The sequence below is a fragment of the Georhizobium profundi genome, from assembly GCF_003952725.1.
In the GTDB taxonomy this organism is placed as follows: Bacteria; Pseudomonadota; Alphaproteobacteria; order Rhizobiales; family Rhizobiaceae; genus Georhizobium; species Georhizobium profundi.
The window spans coordinates 2,787,785-2,807,978 of the sequence record NZ_CP032509.1 but is presented as its reverse complement, the minus strand read 5'-3'; the positions used below and the strand labels follow the sequence as shown (position 1 = coordinate 2,807,978).

The window sequence follows — 20,194 nt, the reverse complement described above, 5'->3', positions numbered from 1 at the left end:
GCCACTGACATCCGCGACACGGCATCGTCTACGCCATGACCTGAGGAGGCAGACCGAGATGGACAGGACCCGAATGACCCGGTCTTTCTTGCGTGTGATGGCCGCGATTTTGGCGTGTCTGACCATCCTGTCGCTGCCAGCCGCTGCTCAAGAGCGCGCCGCAGGGAGCCGTCATCTGGCTTTCGGCGCGCGTATCGCCGGCGACGAGTTGCGCACCCGCGTCGTCGTGGATTTCGAGACCGAGCCTCAGTTCGAGGTGCATTACCTGAACGATCCGAAGCGGGTGATCATCGATCTGCCTGAGACGGTCTTCGCGTTCGACGAGGATGCTCTGCCGCCGCGCGGCCTCTTCGAAATGATTCGCTATGGCGCCATGGGGCCTGGCCGGTCGCGCATGGTGTTCACGGCCATCGGCCCCGTGGAGCTGGAGAACGCGATGGTCGAACCGCGCGAGGATGGCCGCGGCCATCGTTTCGTGTTCGACGCCGTCGCTACCAGCGATGAGGCATTCGCGTCGAATGTGCGCGGCCAGCAATGGCGCCAGGCAGGTGGCCCAACCGGAGCACAGTCAGGCATGCAGGGTGTGACAGTCGGCGAGGGCGCCGGTGAGGCGCGCCCGTTCACTATCGTTCTCGATCCCGGACATGGCGGCATCGATGCCGGTGCGAAGGGCCGAGCCGGTACGGACGAAAAGGACGTCACGCTTGCATTTGCCAAGGCGGTCGCGGCCGCTCTGGAGACGAGCGATGACATTCGGGTGGTGCTGACCCGTGACGACGACCGCTTCATCGCGCTTGGTGAACGTGTGCGCATCGCGCGCCAGCACAGTGCGGACCTGATGATGTCGATCCACGCCGATTCGATCAGGCTGCCCGAAATCCGCGGCGCGACAGTCTACACCCTGTCTGACCGCGCCTCCGACGCCATGGCGGCCGATCTCGCCCGTCGCGAAAACCGCGTGGACGAACTCGCCGGTGTCGCGACCGGCAGCGAAGATGAAGACGTGGTGGATATCCTGCTCGATCTGACCCGGCGCGAAACCCAGGTCTTCTCGGTCGGTCTTGCCCGATCGGTCCTCGACAGGATGCGCGGGGAAATCCGGTTGATCAACAATCCCCATCGATTCGCGGGTTTCTCCGTCCTGAGAGCCCCTGATGTGCCATCGCTGTTGGTCGAACTTGGCTATCTGTCCAATGCAGAGGACGAGAAACTGCTGATCGACGAGGAGTGGCGCGCCAAAACAGCGGGCCTTCTGGCAGATGCGATCAAATCCTTTCGAGCGCAGGTGTTCGCGGCCGCAAAAGATTTGTGAATGAGACTAGGCCGCGATATGCTGTGGCCAACTGGAAACACGTTCCATCCATTCGGTTCGATAGCGACGTCTGAGGGGCCATGAGCCCTATTTTGCGCACATTCCGCGGGGTAGGTCGGGACAACGACATGCGCCGTTCGAATGGCAGCAGTCGAATGAGAAACGAACAGGCTCGGCAGACGCGATATGATCAGACTGATTGGCTATTTCTTCGGGATCGGCACCATCTTCGCCCTTATCGCCGCAGCCGCCGTCGCCTGGTACGTCGTCAACGTGACCGAGGACCTTCCGGACTACGAAGTTCTGGCGAACTACGAGCCGCCCGTGACGACGCGGTTTCATGCCGCTTCGGGCGAGCTCATGGCAGAATATGCGCGTGAACGTCGGCTCTTCCTGCCGATTCAGGCCATTCCGGATCGGGTAAAGGCAGCGTTTTTGTCCGCAGAAGACAAGAATTTCTACTCGCATCCCGGCATCGACCCCATCGGTCTTGCCCGCGCCATCGTGGTCAACGTGCAGAACCTCGGTTCCGGTCGGCGCCCGGTGGGTGCATCCACGATCACGCAGCAGGTCGCCAAGAACTTCCTCCTGAGCGCCGATCAGACGATCGACCGCAAGGTGAAGGAAGCGATTCTCTCGTTTCGCATCGAGCAGGCCTATTCGAAGGACCGCATCCTCGAACTCTATCTGAACGAGATCTTCTTCGGCTACGGCGCCTACGGCATCGCCGGTGCCGCGCTGTCCTATTTCGACAAATCCGTGAATGAGCTGACCATCGCCGAAGCTGCCTACCTCGCGGCACTTCCGAAGGCGCCCTCCAACTATCATCCCTTCCGCCAGACCGAGCGCGCCATCGAGCGCCGCGATTGGGTCGTCGATCGGATGCTCGAGAACGGCTATATCAGCGTGGAGGAGGCGCGCGAGGCGAAGGCATCTCCACTGGGCGTCGAGCCGTCTACCGGCAACTCTACGCTCTTTGCGTCCGATTACTTCGCCGAGGAAGTCCGTCGCCAGATCATCTCACGCTATGGTCAGAATGCCCTTTACGAAGGTGGTCTTTCGGTCCGCACGACGCTCAACCCGCAGATGCACATTGCCGCCCGCCAGGCGCTGCACGACGGCCTGATTGCCTATGACGAAAGCCGCGGCTTCCGCGGCCCGGTCGATACGGTCGATATCTCGGCCGACTGGGGCGTCGCCATGGCGGAAATCAACGAGCTGAGCGATGTTCCGGAATGGAAGCTCGGCGTCGTGCTCGAAGCGAATGACGCGGGTGCCACGATCGGTCTCAAGCCGCGCCCCACGGGCTCCGGCGAAGTCGGTGAGGATCGCGAGACGATCACGCTGCCAGCTGCTGGCATGGAGTGGGCCTACCGCATGAACATCGACGGACAGTCGTCCACCGCGCGCAGCCCGGCAGGCGTCCTCAATCCCGGCGACGTGGTGTTCGTCGAGGAGATGGGTGGCGAGAATGCTGGCTGGCGTCTGCGTCAGCCGCCGGAAGTGCAGGGCGCGCTCGTCGCGATGGACCCGCATACCGGCCGCGTGCTGGCTCTCGCCGGTGGCTTTTCCTACGCCCAGTCGGAGTTCAACCGCGCCACGCAGGCGATGCGCCAGCCCGGCTCGGCCTTCAAGCCGTTCGTATACGCTGCAGCGCTCGACAATGGCTACACGCCGGCGTCGGTGGTGATGGATGCGCCGATCGAAGTGGTGTCCGGCAACGAAGTCTGGCGTCCGAAGAACTACGGTGGCGATGCGGCCGGACCGTCGACACTCCGCCTCGGGATCGAGCGCTCTCGCAATCTGATGACCGTGCGTCTTGCCCAGGATATGGGCATGGACCTTGTTGCCGAGTATTCGGAGCGCTTCGGCATCTATGACAACCTCATGCCCTATCTGCCGATGTCGCTTGGCGCCGGCGAAACCACGGTTCTGAGGCTCGTCAGCGCCTATTCGGTCATCGCGAATGGCGGCAAGGCCATCGAGCCTTCGCTGATCGACCGCGTGCAGGATCGCTACGGTCGGACCGTGTTCCGTCACGAGGAGCGCGTTTGTGAAACCTGCGCTGCCAACGAATGGCAGGGCCAGGAAGAGCCGGTGATCGCCGATAACCGCCAGCAGGTGCTCGACCCGATGACGGCCTATCAGATGACCTCGATGCTGGAAGGCGTCGTGACCCGCGGAACAGCGGCGAGCGCCGTCAATCTCGGCCGTCCGACCGCCGGCAAGACAGGCACGACCAACGAAGAGCGCGATGCGTGGTTCGTAGGCTACACGCCCGACCTCGTGACCGGCGTCTACATGGGCTTCGACAATCCGCGTCCGATGGGCCGTGGGTCGACAGGGGGTGGGCTTGCTGCTCCCATCTTCAACGCTTTCATGAACGACGTGCTCGAAGGCGTCCCACCGGCTGACTTCCGTATCCCCGAAGGCTTGAACCTCATTGCCATCGATCGCCGCACTGGCATGGCATCGAACGGGCAGGGCGGCGACGTGATCATGGAAGCCTTCAAGCCGGGCACTGGCCCTGCTCAGGACTTCTTCGTCATCGGCAATCTGGACAGCTATCAGTCGAGCGAGGAAATCATCCAGTCCTCGCCACAGGCCAATCGTGCCGTCACCTCCGGTGCCGGCGGCCTCTACTGATCCGTGACACGCAGTCCGGGTCAGACTGTTGACCTGAAGACCTTTACAGGCCGGAGCCTCGTGACTAGGTTCCGGCCACGAAACGACAAATCCCAATCGACACGCAGGAAGAAGCACGCCAATGCGCTCCGAAACCGCATCCGTCGTCGACGACATCAAGCAGGGGTTGGCCCTGCTGAGGAGGCATCTTTGACTGGGATCAATCCGTCAAACGCCTAGACTACCTCAATCACAAATCCGAAGACGCGGCCCTCTGGAACGACCCGATGGAAGCCCAGAAGCTGATGCGCGAGCGTCAGTCTCTCGAAGATTCCATCACCGGCATCCGGGCACTCGAAACGTCGCTGGAAGACAATCTCGGCCTCATCGAACTCGGTGAGGAAGAGGGCGACGATGGCGTCGTGCGCGAGGCCGAGCAACTCCTGAAGGAGATGCGTGCCGAACTCGATCGACGCCAGATCGAAGCGCTTCTCGCCGGCGAGGCCGACAGCAACGATAGCTATCTTGAAATTCACTCCGGCGCCGGCGGCACGGAGAGCCAGGACTGGGCGAACATGCTTTTGCGCATGTACACGCGCTGGGCCGAGCGACGGAAGTTCAAGGTCGAGGTCATGGAAGTGCATGACGGCGAAGAAGCGGGCATCAAGTCCGCGACGCTGCTGATCAAGGGCCACAATGCCTATGGCTGGCTGAAGACCGAGTCTGGCGTGCATCGCCTCGTCCGCATATCGCCGTTCGACAGCCAGGCACGCCGTCACACGTCGTTTTCGAGCGTCTGGGTCTATCCCGTCATCGACGATACGATCCAGATCGAGATCAACGAAAGCGACTGTCGCATCGACACCTATCGCTCGTCGGGCGCCGGCGGCCAGCACGTCAACACGACCGACTCGGCTGTGCGTATCACCCATATACCGAGTGGCATCGTGGTACAGTGCCAGCAGGAGCGCTCGCAGCACAAGAACCGTGAAAAAGCATGGAACATGCTGCGCGCTCGTCTTTACGAAGCTGAATTAAAGCGTCGGGAAGAAGCGGCAAGCGCCACCGAAGCGACGAAGACGGAGATCGGCTGGGGCCACCAGATCCGTTCTTACGTGCTGCAGCCCTATCAGCTGGTCAAGGATCTGCGGACCGGCGTGGAGAGCACCAACCCGCAGGAAGTGCTAGACGGCTCCGTCGACGCTTTCATGGAAGCCGCGCTCGCGCACCGGGTCCATGGCGGCGACGAGACGATCGAAGACGTCGACTGAATATATTCTACTTGAACGGCGTCAGTTGCTGGCGCCGTTCAGCGTCAACTCGCCAAACTCGTCGACGAAAAGTTCGAGCATATCCGGCTCCGGCGCATCCGGCGCGTCCTTGATATAGATGAAGGCGGCAAATCCCTGCGATGCAGAGACGCCTGCCGAATTTTCCGGTCGGATGTCGGTGATGTAGCCCGAGCGCTCGGTGACTTCAGTGATTTCGGTGGTTTCCAGAAGCTCGGGACCGTTTTCGGTCAATGCAACACGCTGGAGATAGAGGCGCGAGCTGTTGTCTTCACTGCGGATTGCCAAAGCCCGATAATAGCCGCGCTGATCCGGTTCGGCGTCTGCCGGGTCTTCGGCCTCTCCTTCAGTCGTTTCCCCTGCTGCTTCAATTGTCTGCCAGAATCCACCGCTGACCACGAACAGGAGGCGAGGTGAAAGACCTTCCGCCAGATCCGAGGGTTCCTGCGCATACGCAGCGGTGGGTGCGGCAACTGCAAGAGCAACTGCCAGTGCCAGAGCATGGATTGGTCGTTTCAACATCACTGCTGGCATCTCCTGAAGCATCCAGTTTCCGGAAGATATGCTGCAATGATGACAGTTCTCAAGTCGCACGTCGTCAGCAGCCATCAAACGTATTTCCAAAATACTGTTAAATCGGGGTCGCATCTTCGCTGAGGTCTGGGCAATAATTGTTTCTCGATTTGGCTGAACGTGACGTTCTGGGCACTATTTGTGGAAGCCAACGGGTGGTTAAGCCACCCTCCGATCAATAGATTGTTCAGTGTCGCTGTCGCTTCGCGCTTTGTGCGTGCGGCACAATTCTATCAAGTTGCTGATACGCGACGAGATGAAAGGGAACGACCTTATGATGATCAAAAAATATTCGATCATGGCGCTCGCGGCCGTGAGCTTAGCATTGCCGGCCACGGGCCTAGCCGTCGCACAAGAAGCGGCCCCAGCGCAGCCTCAGGCCGAGCAGCCCATGGCGGAGCAATATTCCGACGACACGCTTCGTTCCTTCGCCACGGCGTTCCTGCAGGTTGACGAGGTCAATCGCGAATACACCCCGCGTCTGCAGGAGGCGACGACGCCCGAGGAGCAGGAGCAGATCCAGGCGGAAGCCAGCCAGCAGATGGTGAGCATCGTCGAGGAGTCAGACGTCACGGTGCAGGAATACACGTCCATCATGCAGGCAGCGCAGGCTGATCCGGCATTGGCAGAAAAGCTTACCCAGTATATCGGCGAAGCATCGGGCGGCGCCCCGGCACCGGCGCAATAACAAGGCCGGCCTCAAACAGGTCGGGTTTCGGTCCGAGGACTTCTCCCACTCGGGTCGTCGAGCGGCTGCCGGACACGTCCGGCGGCCGTTTTTTATGATCGAAGCGGGATGTCGATCGAGCCCACCCCGTCGATCACAAACTGCACCGCCAGCGCTGCGAGAATGACGCCCAGCAGCCGTGTCAGGATCATGCGGCCCGTGGCGCCCAGAAAGCGATCCAGCCTTTCGGCGACGACCAGCGTTCCGAATAGGATCAAAATGCAGAAGAGGATCACGCCCACGAGTTCTGCGCGCTCGATCGGTCCCTGGAAAGAGCCTGAAAGCAGTATGATCGCTGAAATTGCTCCTGGTCCCGCGACGAGTGGAATCGCCAGCGGAAAGACGGCGATGTTGGAGATATGGTCCTGCGTGATGGCGCGTTCCGCGGTTGTCTCGTGCCGCTCCTGCCGCTTCTCGAAAATCATCTCGAACGCGATCCAGAAAAGAAGCAGCCCGCCAGCGATCCGGAATGCCCCAAGCGTGATGCCGAGCAGCGAGAGAATGGCGGAACCGGTGACGGCGAACAGGCTGAGGAGGACCGCAGCGATGATGCAGCCACGCAGAGCAACCTGAAAGCGCTGCGCCCTGTTCATGCCGTTGGTCAGGCCAAGAAAGATCGGCGCGAGCCCTGGCGGATCGATGAGGACGATGATGGTCGCCAGCGCATTGAGGAGAAGATCGTAGTTCATCGCGTGGCTCTCAGGAAAAAAGAAGACGGCGGAAGCGCTGGATGCGCTCCCGCCGCCAATGGCAGTATCTTGGACGACTTAGTTGCGCTTGGAAACCGGCACGTACTCGCGCTGCGGCTCGCCCGTATAGAGCTGACGCGGACGACCGATGCGCTGGGACGGATCCTCGATCATCTCGTTCCACTGGGCGATCCAGCCGACGGTGCGCGCCAGTGCGAACAGCACCGTGAACATGGTGGTGGGGAAGCCGAGCGCCTTCAGGGTGATGCCCGAATAGAAGTCGATGTTCGGATAGAGCTTCTTCTCGACAAAATAGTCGTCGGTGAGCGCGATGCGCTCCAGCTCCATGGCAACGTCGAGCAGCGGATCGTCCTTGATGCCAAGCTCGCCGAGAACCTCATGCGTCGTCTTCTGCATGATCTTGGCACGCGGGTCATAGTTCTTGTAGACGCGGTGGCCAAAGCCCATCAAACGGAACGGATCGTTCTTGTCCTTGGCGCGGGCGATGAATTCCGGAATGCGATCGACCGAGCCGATTTCGCCGAGCATGTTGAGCGCAGCTTCGTTCGCGCCGCCATGTGCGGGGCCCCAGAGGCAGGCAATGCCAGCCGCGATGCAGGCGAATGGATTTGCACCCGACGAGCCGGCGAGGCGAACCGTGGAGGTCGATGCGTTCTGCTCGTGATCGGCATGCAGGATGAAGATGCGGTCCATGGCGCGCGACAGCACTGGATTGACCACATATTCCTCGCAGGGAACGGCAAAGCACATGCGCAGGAAGTTCGACGTGTAGTCGAGGTCGTTCTTCGGATACACGAAGGGCTGGCCGACGTGATACTTGAACGCCATCGCAGCGATCGTCGGCATCTTCGCGATCATGCGGAGGCTCGCGACCATGCGCTGGTGCGGATCGGTGATGTCGGTGGAGTCGTGGTAGAAGGCGGACAGAGCACCAACGACGCCGCACATGATGGCCATGGGATGCGCGTCGCGGCGGAAGCCGGTGAAGAAGCGCGACATCTGCTCATGGATCATCGTGTGATGGGTCACGCGATAATCGAAGTCTTCCTTTTGCGCCTTCGTCGGCAGTTCCCCGTAGAGAAGCAGGTAGCAGACTTCGAGGAAGTCGCCATGCTCGGCAAGCTGCTCGATCGGGTAACCGCGGTGCAGCAGGACACCTTCGTCGCCGTCGATATAGGTGATCTTGGATTCGCAAGAGGCGGTCGAGGTGAAGCCCGGATCGTAGGTAAAGGCGCCGGTGTGCTTGTAGAGCGCGGCGATATCGTAGACTTCAGGGCCGATCGTCCCCTTGCGGACCGGAAAATCCACTTCCTTGCCATCCACGGTCAGTTTGGCGCTTTCAGTCATGTCGAACCCTTCCCAATCTCTCCGAAACATGAGCGCATTCGTCAGAAAGGCGCCCATGGCTGGCGAATTGCTATATGATTTCGCTGCACCTGCCAAGTTGTCGACAATCGAATTGTGCAGCGCCGCAATCTGTGCTTAGGCCAGCACCGGCGATGACAATGCTCTTGTCGATCAAGCAAGACGTTTCAATCGGTTAGCCGAGCTGATCGGCAATTCGACCGAGTGACTCTTCGCGGCCCAAAACCTTCAGAACATCGAACACGCCGGGCGAAACGGCCCGCCCCGTGAGTGCAGCGCGAAGAGGCTGGGCGACCTTGCCGAGCTTGAGTCCTTCGCGCTCCGCATAGGCGCGGACGATCGGATCCAGCGACTCGATTTCCCAGGACTGAAGCGCCTGCAGCTCAGGAAGAAGACCCTCGAGAACCGGGCGACCTTCGGCGAGAATCGTCGCCGCCTTCTCGTCGTTCTGCAGCGGGCGCTCGTCGAACAGGAAGCGCGCGCCATCGGCGAGCTCGACGAGAGTCTTTGCGCGCTCCTTTAGCCCCGGCATCGCCGCTAGCAGTTGAGCGCGGCGCTCGTCCGTCATGCGGTCAATGAAATAGGCGCCGCCTTCCATCTCGGGAAGGATGGCGATAAGGCTGTCGACGAGCCGCGCGTCATCGGCCTGGCGGATATAGTGCCCGTTCAAGGCTTCCAGCTTCTTGATGTCGAAGCGGGCCGCACCCTTGTTGATATCGGAGACGTCGAACCATTCGATCATCTGCTCGGTCGACATGATCTCGTCATCGCCATGGCTCCAGCCGAGGCGCACGAGATAGTTGGTGAGCGCTTCGGGCAGGAAACCCATCGCGCGGTAGGCTTCGGCACCGAGAGCGCCGTGGCGCTTGGAGAGCTTCGCGCCATCGGCGCCGTGGATCAGCGGAATATGGGCCATGGAGGGAATGTCCCAGTCCATCGCCTTATAAATGATCGACTGGCGCGCGGCATTCGTCAGGTGGTCGTCGCCGCGGATGATGTCGGTCACGCCCATGTCGTGGTCGTCGACGACGACGGCAAGCATATAGGTCGGATTGCCGTCGGAGCGCAGGATGATGAAATCGTCCAGATCGGCATTCGGGAAGCGCACATCGCCTTGAACCTTGTCGCGAACAAGCGTTTCGCCGTCGCGCGGTGCCTTGATGCGGATGGCCGGCTTCACGCCTTTCGGTGCTTCGGAGGCATCGCGGTCGCGCCAGCGCCCGTCGTAGCGGGGCGGCTTGCCTGCAGCCCGCTGCGCCTCGCGCATGGCATCCAGTTCCTCAGCCGAGGCATAGCAATAATAGGCCTCTCCACGCTTCACCAGTTCCTCGGCAATCTCACGGTGGCGCTCGGCCCGTTCGAATTGCGAGATCGGCTCGCCGTCCCAGGAGAGCCCCAGCCAGCTCAGCCCATCCAGAATGGCGTCGACGGCAGCATCGGTCGAGCGTGCGCGATCGGTGTCCTCGATGCGCAGCAGCATCTTGCCGCCCCGGTTCTGGGCATAGAGCCAGTTGAACAGCGCCGTGCGCGCACCGCCGATGTGGAGGTATCCAGTGGGCGAAGGCGCGAAGCGGGTGACAATCCCTTCGGACATGATCTTGAACCTGTGAGTGATGCTAATTGAGTGACGATCGGGCCCCTTGAAGGCCGCATCGTCCTGTTGGCGGTGATCTAACACACGAGGGCGACAGCGCAAGGCTTGCGGTGTATCCTGGGGCCGGGCGAGGGGGCCCGACCAGGATGGCGCATGCCGATGCTGAACGCGAGCCAGTGAATGGCTCCGCTTGCGAGCGGACTGCGTTTACGTTCGACCCCGCCGATCCTCATGCCGATCATGATCCGAACAAAGATCCTCGCCTGATCCCGACCGCGTCTCGATCGTGGCGCCGACGCTGGTCGCATTTGAGTGTCAGGCAGGCACTTGATGAGGAGCGAGGCCACGGCGCGCTGTTTCTCTGGGCCTCCGCCTTCTTCGCGACAGGTGCCGCGCTCTGGCGCATTCTGCCAAGCGATCCGCCGTTTGTTGCAACGCTTGGGCTCACCATCGCTGTGGGATTGGCCGCGGCACTCACGGCCAGCCGACTGAGGAACGTGCTCGCCGCGCTGTGCATGATCCTGGCGGGGTTGGCCTCCGCAGCAGCGGAGGCGGATCGCCGCTCCATCACCGTTCTGGATAGTCCCGTGGTCACCACGATCTCCGGCCGGGTGCTGTCGCGGGAAATCGATGAAGAGGGTCGCTGGCGTTACCTGGTCGAAGTCAAGTCCACGCATGACCCCACGCTACGCCGGCCGCCCGAACGGGTGCGACTTTTGGCGCGCAGCGACCATCCCGATATCGAAATCGGTGCGTCGATCATCGGCCTGGCGCGACTTGCGCCACCGTCCGGTCCCGCGATGCCCGGCACGTTCGATTTTGCCTTCAACTCCTATTTCGCCGGCATCGGTGCTTTCGGCTTTTTCTACGGCCCGCCCGGGATCATGCCCGGTGATCAGGTCGAAGAAGGCTACGCCGACCGGATCGCCCGATGGACGACCGAACTCCGCGAAACGATCGCGTTTCGGATCAAGGAGGTGATCCCGGGAGACGCGGGCGCCGTTGCAGCCGCAATGACCGTATCCGACCGTCGGGCGATCTCCGAGGAGACCAACGAAGCCTTCCGCATCACCGGGCTTGCCCACATCCTGTCCATTTCCGGCCTGCACATGTCGCTGGCCGCAGCCCTGATGTTCACCGGGTTGCGGCTCGGCTTCGCACTCGTGCCGGGCGTCGCCCAGACCTGGCCGGTGAAGAAATTCGCAGCGCTCGGCGCCATTGGCACCTCCACCTTCTACCTGCTGATTTCCGGAGCCGTCATATCCGCACAGCGCGCCTGGATCATGGTCGTCGTCATGCTGGTCGCGATATTGCTCGACCGGGCTGCGCTGACCATGCGCAATGTCGCGATCGCCGCATTTCTCATCCTCCTGATCACACCGTCGGCGGTGACATCGCCCGGCTTCCAGATGTCTTTTGCGGCAACTGCCGCACTCATTGCCGCCTATGGCGGCTGGGCCGCGCGCAACAGGAACAAGACGCCTGATTTCACGACCTCGAAACCCAGCTTCGTCTGGCGCTGGACGCTGCTGATCCTCGGTCTGGCCGTGACGTCGCTGATTGCCGGCGCGGCGACGGGGATCTTCTCGGCGCATCATTTCCACCGCATGTCGAGCTACGGAATGATCGCCAATGTGGTCGCGATGCCGGTCATCTCGGTCATCGTCATGCCATTCGGTACTCTTGCGCTGCTGACGATGCCACTCGGTCTCGACGCGATTTTCCTGATGATCATGGGACTTGGCCTGGAGGCCGTCATCGCCATCGGCCATCATGTTGCCGCCTATGGCGATGGTTTCGCCACGGGGAAGATCCCCGGAGCCGTTACGGCGCTTCTGTCGCTGGCGCTGCTCATCCTGGTCTTCACACGAACATGGCTGCGGAGCACCGCTTTGATACCCGTGCTGGCCGCTGCCCTCATTATGGCGGCCGACCTGCGCGCCGATCCACCCTTGCTGCTGATTGCCGAGGACGCTCGGCTGGCCGCGATCCTGCGCGAGGACGGCCTGGCAACCAACCGAGCGCGTCCGAGCAGCTTCATCTTCGATCAATGGGCAACGGCAACCCGGCTTGCGACCCACATTCCGCCAGCCGTCGTCTTAGATGAGCAGACTGAGCTTCCGGCAGAGGAAACGACGACCGAGCCGGTTCTGCCAGATGCCGAGATAGACCCCGCCATCGCCTATGGGACGATGCGCCGGGCTGTCCTCGAATTGGAAGACGGGCAAATGGAAGGCGTGTTCCGATGCCGCCGCGGCGCGTTCTGCATCGCCCGTCTCGGGAACGGAACCATCGTCGCGTGGCTGGAGGAGCCGGCCTATGTCGGTCCCGCATGCGACATGACCGATATCGCCATCATTCCGATACCGCTGTCGATGCGCCAATGCCGCTCCGGCGCGAAGCTCTTCACCGCCCGTACACTGCGTGAAACCGGCGCGATCGCCGTCTACGCGGCGTCGACGGGAGAAGGCTTCGCGGCGAACGAGGCGCGAGCGGCGGGCACGGGGTCGGGTGCACAATTCGACCCGCAGCCGACGTTCCGCTTCGAGCAGTCTGCCGGCCGAATGCGCGCCTGGACGCGGCACCGTTATTATGACTGGAGAACTGGCAGTTTTACCGAGCCTGGCGGGGATGCCTCTTCCGTCAACACACACATGAGCGAAGACAGAAGAGCTGCCGACAGCATCGATCAGTGATAGCGCCGGATGAGCCCGACGAGCTTGCCCTGGATCTTGACGCGATCCGGTCCGAAAATCCGCGTTTCATAGGCCGGGTTGGCGGCCTCGAGCGCCACCGACGCACCTTTGCGACGGAAACGCTTCAATGTCGCTTCCTCGTCGTCGACCAGAGCCACGACGATGTCGCCGGGATTGGCCGTCGACGAATTCTTGATGATGACCGTGTCGCCGTCGAAGATGCCGGCTTCGATCATCGAGTCGCCCTTGACCTCGAGCGCGTAATGCTCGCCGCCGCCCAGCATATCCGGTGGCACGGCAATCGAATGAGTGTTGTTCTGGATGGCAGAGATCGGCACGCCCGCCGCGATGCGACCCATGACGGGCACGCTGATGGCGCGATTGTCGTTGTCGCGCGGCATCTCGCTCTGGCGGCGCTCGGCTGCAATCTCGGGCTTCGGCGTCTTGCCTAGCGATCCTTCGATGACACTCGGCGAAAAGCCGCGACGCTGAGGCACTGCCGCGTTGTAGCTATCCGGCAGCTTGATGACTTCCAGCGCACGCGCACGGTTCGGCAGGCGGCGAATGAAGCCGCGTTCCTCCAGCGCGATGATAAGGCGATGGATCCCCGACTTGGACGCGAGATCGAGGGCTTCTTTCATCTCGTCGAAGGATGGCGGCACGCCGCTTTCCTTCAGGCGCTCATGGATGAAAAGAAGCAGTTCCTGCTGCTTACGCGTCAACATCGGCTGCTTAGGCCCCCGCTTGATCGGATGGAAACAAATGTGGAACACACTTTATCTGTTCCTTTTGTGTTCCGCAAGTCCATCAGGAAGCGAGGCTAAATATGCCTCAATAGGATTGCCCGCACCGCGTCGCCCGCTTTGGCTTCTGGCGCGAATGGCGGTCGGACGACGAGGCCATCGGCCTCGGCAAACACGCGCATCATGGACGAGTCCTGTCGGGTGGCAGGCGTGGCGACGAGCGTTCCGTCGGGCCGCCGGTGCATCGCCGCGCGCAGATAATCCTGGCGCAAGTCGTTTTCGGCCAGGTCTACGTCGAGGATCGCGTCGACCGCCTGCACATGATGGGTGCGGCCGACGAGCTTTGCGATCAGAGGCGTCAGGAAGACGTGCGAGCAGACAAGGCTTGAGACAGGGTTGCCCGGAAGCCCGAGAACATGCATCGGGCCGATGCGGCCGCTCATCAGCGGCTTGCCCGGCCGCATGGCGATCTTCCAGAAGGCAAGCTCGAGACCGCGCGATTCCAGCACTTTGCGAACCAGGTCGTGATCACCAACCGAGGCGCCACCAAGTGTCACCAAGATATCGGCGCCTGCCGCCTGAGCGGCGTCGATCGATCGGTTCAGGGCAGCAAGCGTATCGGCGGCAATGCCGAGGTCGATCGGTTCTCCGCCGGCTTCCTTGACGATGGCGGCGACGCCAAAACTGTTCGACGCGATGATTTGATCGTCGCGTGGATCGGCACCCGGCGGCACGAGCTCGTCGCCGGTCGCCAGAATGGCGACGCGCGGGCGCCGATGCATGGGCAGGGCGGGGAGGTTCATGGCTGCTGCCAGCGTCAGCCGGCCGGCATCGAGCATCGCGCCCTTGGCGATCACCGTCTCGCCACGATGGAAGTCGAGACCTGCACGCCGCACGAACCGCCCGGCCTGCACCGGCTCGACAACCCCGATCATGGTCGTTTCAAGCGGCCGCGCGTTTTCCTGAATGAGAATCGCGTCGGCCCCTTGCGGAACCGGCGCGCCGGTGAAGATACGGACGGTCTCGCCGCGTCCAATGGCGCCCGTGAACCCGTGCCCGGCAGCCGATTCGCCGACGACCCTCAGCGTCGCACCTGGCTCTGCCGTATCCGCCGCGACCACGGCGTACCCATCCATGGCCGAGGCAGCAAACGGAGGCTGGTCGCGCATGGCGATCAGCGGCTCGGCAACGATCCGGCCCCATGCTTCATGGAGCGGGACGTGTTCGATATCGGCAATCGGACGGGCATCGGCGAGGATCAGTTGGAGCGCATCGTCGACGGGAAGCAGCGCCATGATCAGCGGGCCCCGTCGCTGCCCGGATGGTTCCAGTCGCCAGATTTGCCACCGGTCTTGGAGAGCAGCCGGACGCTGGTTATTTCCATCGCCTTGTCGACGGCTTTTGCCATGTCGTAGAGGGTGAGGCAGGCGATTGAGACCGCCGTCAGCGCTTCCATCTCGACCCCCGTTTGACCCTTGAGGCGCGCCATGGCCTCGACGCGCAGGCCGGGTAGGGTGTCGACCGCCTCGATGGTGACCGCAACCTTGGTCAGCATCAGCGGATGGCAAAGCGGAATGAGGTCGGACGTCCGCTTTGCCGCCATAATGCCGGCGATGCGCGCCGTGGCGACCACGTCGCCTTTCGCTGCGCCGCCGGACTGGATGAGCGCGAGCGTTTCCGGAGCCATCTTCACAAAGCCTTCGGCGATCGCGACGCGCTCGGTCTCTACCTTGCCGCCGACATCCACCATCGTGGCGCGACCCTGTTCGTCGAGATGCGTGAGTCGCGCTTCGTCGCTCATTGCGCTGCTGCCTGATGCTTGCCCGTGAGCAGCGTCTCTGTCGCGCTGGTGACATCGTCGATGCGCATCAGGCTTTCGCCGACAAGGAACGTGCCGATGCCGGCGCGCTCGAGCCGCAGGCAATCCTCATGGGTAAAGATGCCGCTTTCGCCGACAAGGTGGCGGCCAGCTGCCATGGGTGCAAGCCGCTCGCTGTTATCCAGCGACACCTCGAAGGTGCGCAGATTCCGATTGTTGACGCCGATGAGCGGGGAACTCAGCGAAAGCGCGCGCTCCATTTCCGCCTCGTCATGCGCTTCGACCAGCACGTCCATCCCGAGATCGACCGCCGTATCGTGAAGCTCCAGCGCCATCGCATCATCGAGGCAGGCCATGATGACGAGGATGGCATCGGCGCCCATCGCGCGGGCTTCGTACACCTGGTACGGATCGAACAGAAAGTCCTTGCGGATGACTGGCAGCGCCGTTGCGGAACGCGCAGCGACGAGAAATTCCGGTGCACCCATGAATGAGGGCGTGTCTGTCAGGATCGAGAGGCAAGCGGCGCCGCCTGCCTCATAGGCGCGCGCCAGTGCCGGCGGGTCGAAATCGGCACGAATGAGCCCCTTGGACGGGCTGGCCTTCTTGATCTCGGCGATCAGAGCGAAGTGCCCACGGGCACGTTTCGCCTCGAGCGCGGCCCGGAATCCGCGCGGCGCGTCTGCGTCCGAAGCCGCTGCCTTCACCTCAGCGAGCGGCCGAGCGGCCTTGGCGGCGGCGATCTCCTCGCGCTTATAGGCTTCGATGCGGGTCAGAATATCGCTCAACGCCCCGATTCCTTCATGTCTTGCCAGTTCATCATCATGCCGCGGCCGCGTGCCGCTGTGAAACCGCCACGAGGCGCTCCAGCACTGCAAGTGCCGCACCGTCGTCGATCGATCTCGCCGCAAGCTCCAGTCCTTCTGCCACCGTCTCGGCGCGGCCGGCCACCACCAGCGAGGCGCCGGCATTCAGAAGCGCGATCTCGCGATAGGCATCTTTCGAGCCGCGAAGCACCGCCTGCAAGGCTTTTGCATTGTGGGCGCCGTCAGCACCTTTCAACTCGTCGATGGCTACGCGCTTCAGGCCGAGCTCCTCGGGCTCGATCGAGAAACGCCGGATCGAACCGTCCTCCAGCGCAACGATATCCGTTCGTCCAGTCGTCGTCATCTCGTCGAGACCGGCGCCATGGACGACCCAGACTCGCTCCGAGCCGAGATCCTTCAGCACCTCGGCAAGCGGCTCCAGCCATTCCGGGGCGAAGACGCCGAGCAACTGACGCTTGGCGCCAGCGGGATTGGAGAGCGGGCCGAGCAGATTGAAGATCGTGCGGGTTCCAAGCTCCACGCGCGTCGGGCCCACGTGACGCATCGCTGAATGGTGGGCAGGGGCGAACATGAAGCCGATGCCGGCTTCATCGATACAGGCAGCAATGGCCGGCGACTTGAGATCGATCGCTACGCCGAGCGCCATCAGCGCGTCCGCAGCGCCGGATTTCGACGAGAGCGCGCGGTTGCCGTGCTTGGCGACCGGCACTCCGCATCCCGCGACGATGAAGGCCGCGCAGGTGGAGACATTGTAGGTGCCGGTGCCGTCACCCCCGGTGCCGACGATATCGATCGCATCGGCCGGCGCCTCGACGGTCACCATCTTGCTGCGCATGGTCGTCACGGCGCCGACGATCTCGTCCACCGTTTCGCCGCGCACTCTGAGTGCCATCAGGAAACCACCGATCTGGCTCGGCGTGGCATCGCCCGACATCATGATGTCGAACGCGGCCTTTGCGTCCTCACGCGACAGCGGGACACCGGACGCGGCCTTGGCGAGGTAGCTCTTCATGTCTGCCATTACGGCACCCCCGATGTCCCGTCTTTAGAAACCGAGCGCCTGCGTGCCGAGCTGCTGGTTGATCCGCACCGGATATTCCGCCTGCAGGCGGGTCACGAGCTGATCGAGCAGGTCATCGCCGCCGCTGCGGGCGATGGCGGCGCGCTCCTGATCGGAGATCGCGTTCGATGCGGAGATCGCCACTTCGTTGACGCGCATGACGATCTCGCCGGCGCCATTCGCGGCCGGCGCGGTTGCCACGTGCCCACCGGGGCCCGCAAAGGCTGCCGCGATGGCCTCTGGCCCGAAGGTGGCGTTCTCGCTGTCGCGCTGCAGATTGTATTCGGTGCGCACAGTCGCCCCAAGTTCCGTTGCGATCTCGGCAAGAGGCGTGCCGTCGGCTGCAGAAGCGCGAAGCTCTTCGGCGCGTGCAGCGAGCGCTGCGGCGCGTTGATCCGCTTGCCAGTCGGCGACCACGTCGTCACGCACTTCGTCCAGCGTGCGGTCGCGTGCCTCTTCGATGTCCAGGACCTCGAAGAAGAGATAGCCGTCGGAGCCGAGATTGATCGGCTGTGTCTCGATACCGATGTCGGTGTCGAAGGCCTGGGCCAAAAGATCGCGCGACTGTGGCAGGTCGCTCAGCACGTCGCCTTCGGGTGTGCGACCCGAGCGGTCGACCGCTTCGATCACAACCGGTGTCAGCTGTTGCTCGCGCGCGGCATCCTGCACCGACAGGCCGCCGGCGCGGGCGTCTTCATAGGCGTTGAAGACATCGAACAGCGTCTGCGCCGCTTCCGCCATGGCGAGATCCTCGCGGATCTGCGCTTCGACGTCTTCGAATGCCGTCTCCTCGCCACCCTCGATCGCGGCAACGCGCATAATGACCGGGCCAAAGGGACCGTCCACGACGTCGGTAACACCACCCGCTTCGTCCACGGCGAATGCCGCTTCCGCCAGCGCCGCGTTCGTCATCTGGTTCCGCGCGAACGTGCCGATGCGCACATCGGCAGCAGTGCGGCCGGCTTCGGCGACCACGTCATCGAATGAAGTCCCTTCTGCCAGCGCCACGGCTGCGGCTTCCGCTGCCTCGCGGTTCGGGAAGACGAGCTGATCCAGCGTGCGCCGCTCAACGCTCGTGTAGCGGTCGGCATTGTTGTCGAACTCGGCACGGACCACTTCGGCATCGATGCCGTCCGGGTCGGCGATGTCGCTCGCCGTCAGCGTCACATAGGCAATGCTGCGATATTCCGGCGCGGTAAACCGGCTGCCATTGTCTTCGAAATAGGCGGCAAGCTCTTCATCCGACGGTTCACCGATCGGATCGATCATGCTCTCGTCGACGATCAGGTAATCGACGGTACGAGTCTCGGCGCGATGGCGGCCGAAGGCGTCGAGCAATGTATCGGGCAGTTCGAAACCGTCCGCCAGGGCTTCAACGACCTGCGTGCGGACGGCGACCTGCTGTCGATTGCGGATATAGTCGTCCTCGCTCATGCCGACATTGCGCAGCACGGCGGCAAAGTTCTGGCGGCTGAACTGACCATTGATGCCCTGAAAGGCCGGATCCGCCGCGATGAGACCAGCCAGTCGGTCCTCCGACAGCCCGAGCTGCATGTTGCGCGCCTGCTCGTCGAGCGCGGCGCCGGCGACCAGCTGCGAATAGACCTGATTCTCGATGCCGAAGGCGCGTGCCTGTTCCGTCGTGATGCGGGTGCCGAACTGCTGCGAGAGCAGGGAGAGCTGGCGATCATAGGCAAGCCGGAATTCAAGCGCCGACACTTCGGTTTCGCCGACCGAAACGACGGTGTCGCCACCGCCCGAGAACATCGATCCGCTGACGCCCCAGACCGCGAAGGACGCGACGAGCAGGAAGAACAGGCCTTTGGCGACCCAGGTCTGGGCGCCCCTTCGCAGCATTGTCAGCATGTCTTACCCGTTCGTCCTCTTGCTTTCACGCGGATGCGCGCTGTTCTAACCGCGTTGATGCGGCACGTAAATGCCGGATCGTGGGCGCTTCTGCCCATGCCTTCGTTTGATTTTCGAGGCCAGTCTGGTAGCTACGGCCACCGAATAAAGTTGAAGAAGGTGGACGCGCACAATGACACCCGGCATCAGGCCACTCGTGGCCGGCAATTGGAAGATGAACGGCCTTCGCGACAATCTCGGCGAGCTGAAGGCGATCATCGACGGCGTGGTTACCCCTTCGCTGGAGATGATCGATACCCTCATCTGCCCGCCGGCGACGCTCGTCTACGTGGCCACTGCGCTTGCCGAAGACAGCGAACTTGCCATCGGCGCACAGGATTGCCACTGGAATGCTGCCGGTGCGCACACCGGCGACATCTCCGCCGAAATGATTGCCGATTGCCTGGCGACGCATGTGATCGTCGGCCATTCGGAACGCCGTGCGGACCACGGCGAGGACGATGCAACGGTGGCGCGCAAGGCAGAAGCCGCTTGGGACGCCGGCCTGGTGGCCATCATCTGCATCGGTGAGACGGAAGCGGAGCGGAAGTCGGGCGAGACGCTGGCCGTGCTTGGCCGTCAACTGGTCGGTTCGGTGCCGGATGGGGCCGAGGCGGAGATGACGATCATCGCCTATGAGCCCGTCTGGGCCATCGGAACCGGCCTGACGCCGACGGCCGATGATGTGGCCGAGGCGCACGCTTTCATTCGTGAGACGCTCGTCGGCCGCTTCGACGACGAGGGCGCCGCGATGCGCATTCTCTATGGCGGCTCGGTCAAGCCATCGAATGCGCGTGAACTGATGGCCGTTCACAATGTCGATGGCGCGCTGGTCGGCGGCGCGAGCTTGAAAGCCGATGATTTCCTCGCCATCTGTGCCGCGTACAACGATATCTGACCGCGCATCATTCCCATGCGCTCGAAATGATGGCTTCGGGGTTGGAAATGC

16 protein-coding genes are annotated in these 20,194 nt (G+C 62.7%); 6 read left to right on the top strand and 10 right to left on the bottom strand.

The window, feature by feature from the left end; translation table 11 throughout:
* Window positions 1-73 precede the first annotated feature (73 nt).
* The 3 genes from D5400_RS13460 (at window position 74) to prfB (ending at window position 5,208) form a co-directional block, all read left to right on the top strand.
* On the top strand, window positions 74-1,312 hold the full coding sequence (locus D5400_RS13460) for an N-acetylmuramoyl-L-alanine amidase (protein ID WP_126010484.1): 1,239 nt from the start codon (window positions 74-76) through the stop codon (window positions 1,310-1,312).
* A 186-nt stretch (window positions 1,313-1,498) separates the two neighbouring features.
* Window positions 1,499-3,958, top strand: coding sequence for a penicillin-binding protein 1A (locus D5400_RS13455; RefSeq protein WP_126010483.1), 2,460 nt, complete (start codon window positions 1,499-1,501; stop codon window positions 3,956-3,958).
* A 121-nt stretch (window positions 3,959-4,079) separates the two neighbouring features.
* Window positions 4,080-5,208, top strand: a protein-coding gene (gene prfB, locus D5400_RS13450) for a peptide chain release factor 2 (protein ID WP_126010482.1) whose coding sequence is annotated in 2 segments (ribosomal slippage) — window positions 4,080-4,148 and window positions 4,150-5,208 — 1,128 coding nt in all. Because the reading frame shifts where the segments join, the coding sequence is not laid out codon by codon here.
* A 21-nt stretch (window positions 5,209-5,229) separates the two neighbouring features.
* On the opposite strand, the gene D5400_RS13445 is transcribed toward prfB, so the two are convergent.
* Window positions 5,230-5,835 carry a hypothetical protein gene (locus D5400_RS13445; RefSeq protein ID WP_126010481.1) on the bottom strand — a complete coding sequence of 202 codons (606 nt, stop codon included), beginning with the start codon at window positions 5,833-5,835 and terminating at the stop codon, window positions 5,230-5,232.
* A gap of 154 nt (window positions 5,836-5,989) precedes the next feature.
* Here D5400_RS13445 and D5400_RS13440 point away from each other — a divergent pair, with 154 nt between their 5' ends.
* On the top strand, window positions 5,990-6,487 hold the full coding sequence (locus D5400_RS13440) for a DUF4168 domain-containing protein (RefSeq protein ID WP_126010480.1): 498 nt from the start codon (window positions 5,990-5,992) through the stop codon (window positions 6,485-6,487).
* Between the two features lie 92 nt (window positions 6,488-6,579).
* Here D5400_RS13440 and D5400_RS13435 read toward each other — a convergent pair whose 3' ends face one another.
* The 3 genes from D5400_RS13435 to gltX all read right to left on the bottom strand — a co-directional run bounded on the left by D5400_RS13435 (window position 6,580) and on the right by gltX (window position 10,195).
* Window positions 6,580-7,215, bottom strand: coding sequence for a MarC family protein (locus D5400_RS13435; protein WP_126010479.1), 636 nt, complete (start codon window positions 7,213-7,215; stop codon window positions 6,580-6,582).
* A gap of 78 nt (window positions 7,216-7,293) precedes the next feature.
* On the bottom strand, window positions 7,294-8,583 hold the full coding sequence (gltA, locus tag D5400_RS13430; protein ID WP_126010478.1) for a citrate synthase: 1,290 nt from the start codon (window positions 8,581-8,583) through the stop codon (window positions 7,294-7,296).
* A gap of 193 nt (window positions 8,584-8,776) precedes the next feature.
* Window positions 8,777-10,195 carry a glutamate--tRNA ligase gene (gltX, locus tag D5400_RS13425; RefSeq protein ID WP_126010477.1) on the bottom strand — a complete coding sequence of 473 codons (1,419 nt, stop codon included), beginning with the start codon at window positions 10,193-10,195 and terminating at the stop codon, window positions 8,777-8,779.
* A gap of 308 nt (window positions 10,196-10,503) precedes the next feature.
* Here gltX and D5400_RS13420 point away from each other — a divergent pair, with 308 nt between their 5' ends.
* A complete protein-coding gene (locus D5400_RS13420) occupies window positions 10,504-12,891 on the top strand; it encodes a ComEC/Rec2 family competence protein (protein WP_164527891.1) in 2,388 nt (795 codons plus the stop codon).
* On the opposite strand, the gene lexA is transcribed toward D5400_RS13420, so the two are convergent.
* The 6 genes from lexA to D5400_RS13390 form a co-directional block, all read right to left on the bottom strand.
* Complete coding sequence (gene lexA / locus D5400_RS13415; RefSeq protein ID WP_126010475.1) at window positions 12,885-13,616, bottom strand: transcriptional repressor LexA; 732 nt, start codon at window positions 13,614-13,616, stop codon at window positions 12,885-12,887. The two genes, D5400_RS13420 and lexA, sit on opposite strands and share 7 nt — an antisense overlap.
* Window positions 13,617-13,711: 95 nt before the next feature.
* Window positions 13,712-14,929, bottom strand: coding sequence for a molybdopterin molybdotransferase MoeA (locus D5400_RS13410; RefSeq protein ID WP_126010474.1), 1,218 nt, complete (start codon window positions 14,927-14,929; stop codon window positions 13,712-13,714).
* Between the two features lie 2 nt (window positions 14,930-14,931).
* The gene (gene moaC / locus D5400_RS13405) at window positions 14,932-15,435 is read right to left on the bottom strand and encodes a cyclic pyranopterin monophosphate synthase MoaC (protein WP_126010473.1); all 504 of its coding nucleotides are present in this window, start codon (window positions 15,433-15,435) and stop codon (window positions 14,932-14,934) included.
* Window positions 15,432-16,241 (bottom strand): indole-3-glycerol phosphate synthase TrpC, encoded by an 810-nt coding sequence (trpC, locus tag D5400_RS13400; protein WP_126010472.1) that lies wholly within the window; start codon window positions 16,239-16,241, stop codon window positions 15,432-15,434. The genes moaC and trpC overlap by 4 nt, the downstream gene beginning before the upstream one ends.
* Before the next feature lie 34 nt (window positions 16,242-16,275).
* On the bottom strand, window positions 16,276-17,301 hold the full coding sequence (trpD, locus tag D5400_RS13395) for an anthranilate phosphoribosyltransferase (RefSeq protein WP_126010471.1): 1,026 nt from the start codon (window positions 17,299-17,301) through the stop codon (window positions 16,276-16,278).
* A gap of 24 nt (window positions 17,302-17,325) precedes the next feature.
* Window positions 17,326-19,197 (bottom strand): peptidylprolyl isomerase, encoded by a 1,872-nt coding sequence (locus tag D5400_RS13390; protein ID WP_245451296.1) that lies wholly within the window; start codon window positions 19,195-19,197, stop codon window positions 17,326-17,328.
* Window positions 19,198-19,378: 181 nt separating this feature from the next.
* On the opposite strand from D5400_RS13390, the gene tpiA reads away from it, so the two are divergent.
* Complete coding sequence (gene tpiA, locus D5400_RS13385; RefSeq protein ID WP_126010469.1) at window positions 19,379-20,143, top strand: triose-phosphate isomerase; 765 nt, start codon at window positions 19,379-19,381, stop codon at window positions 20,141-20,143.
* Window positions 20,144-20,194: the final 51 nt, after the last annotated feature.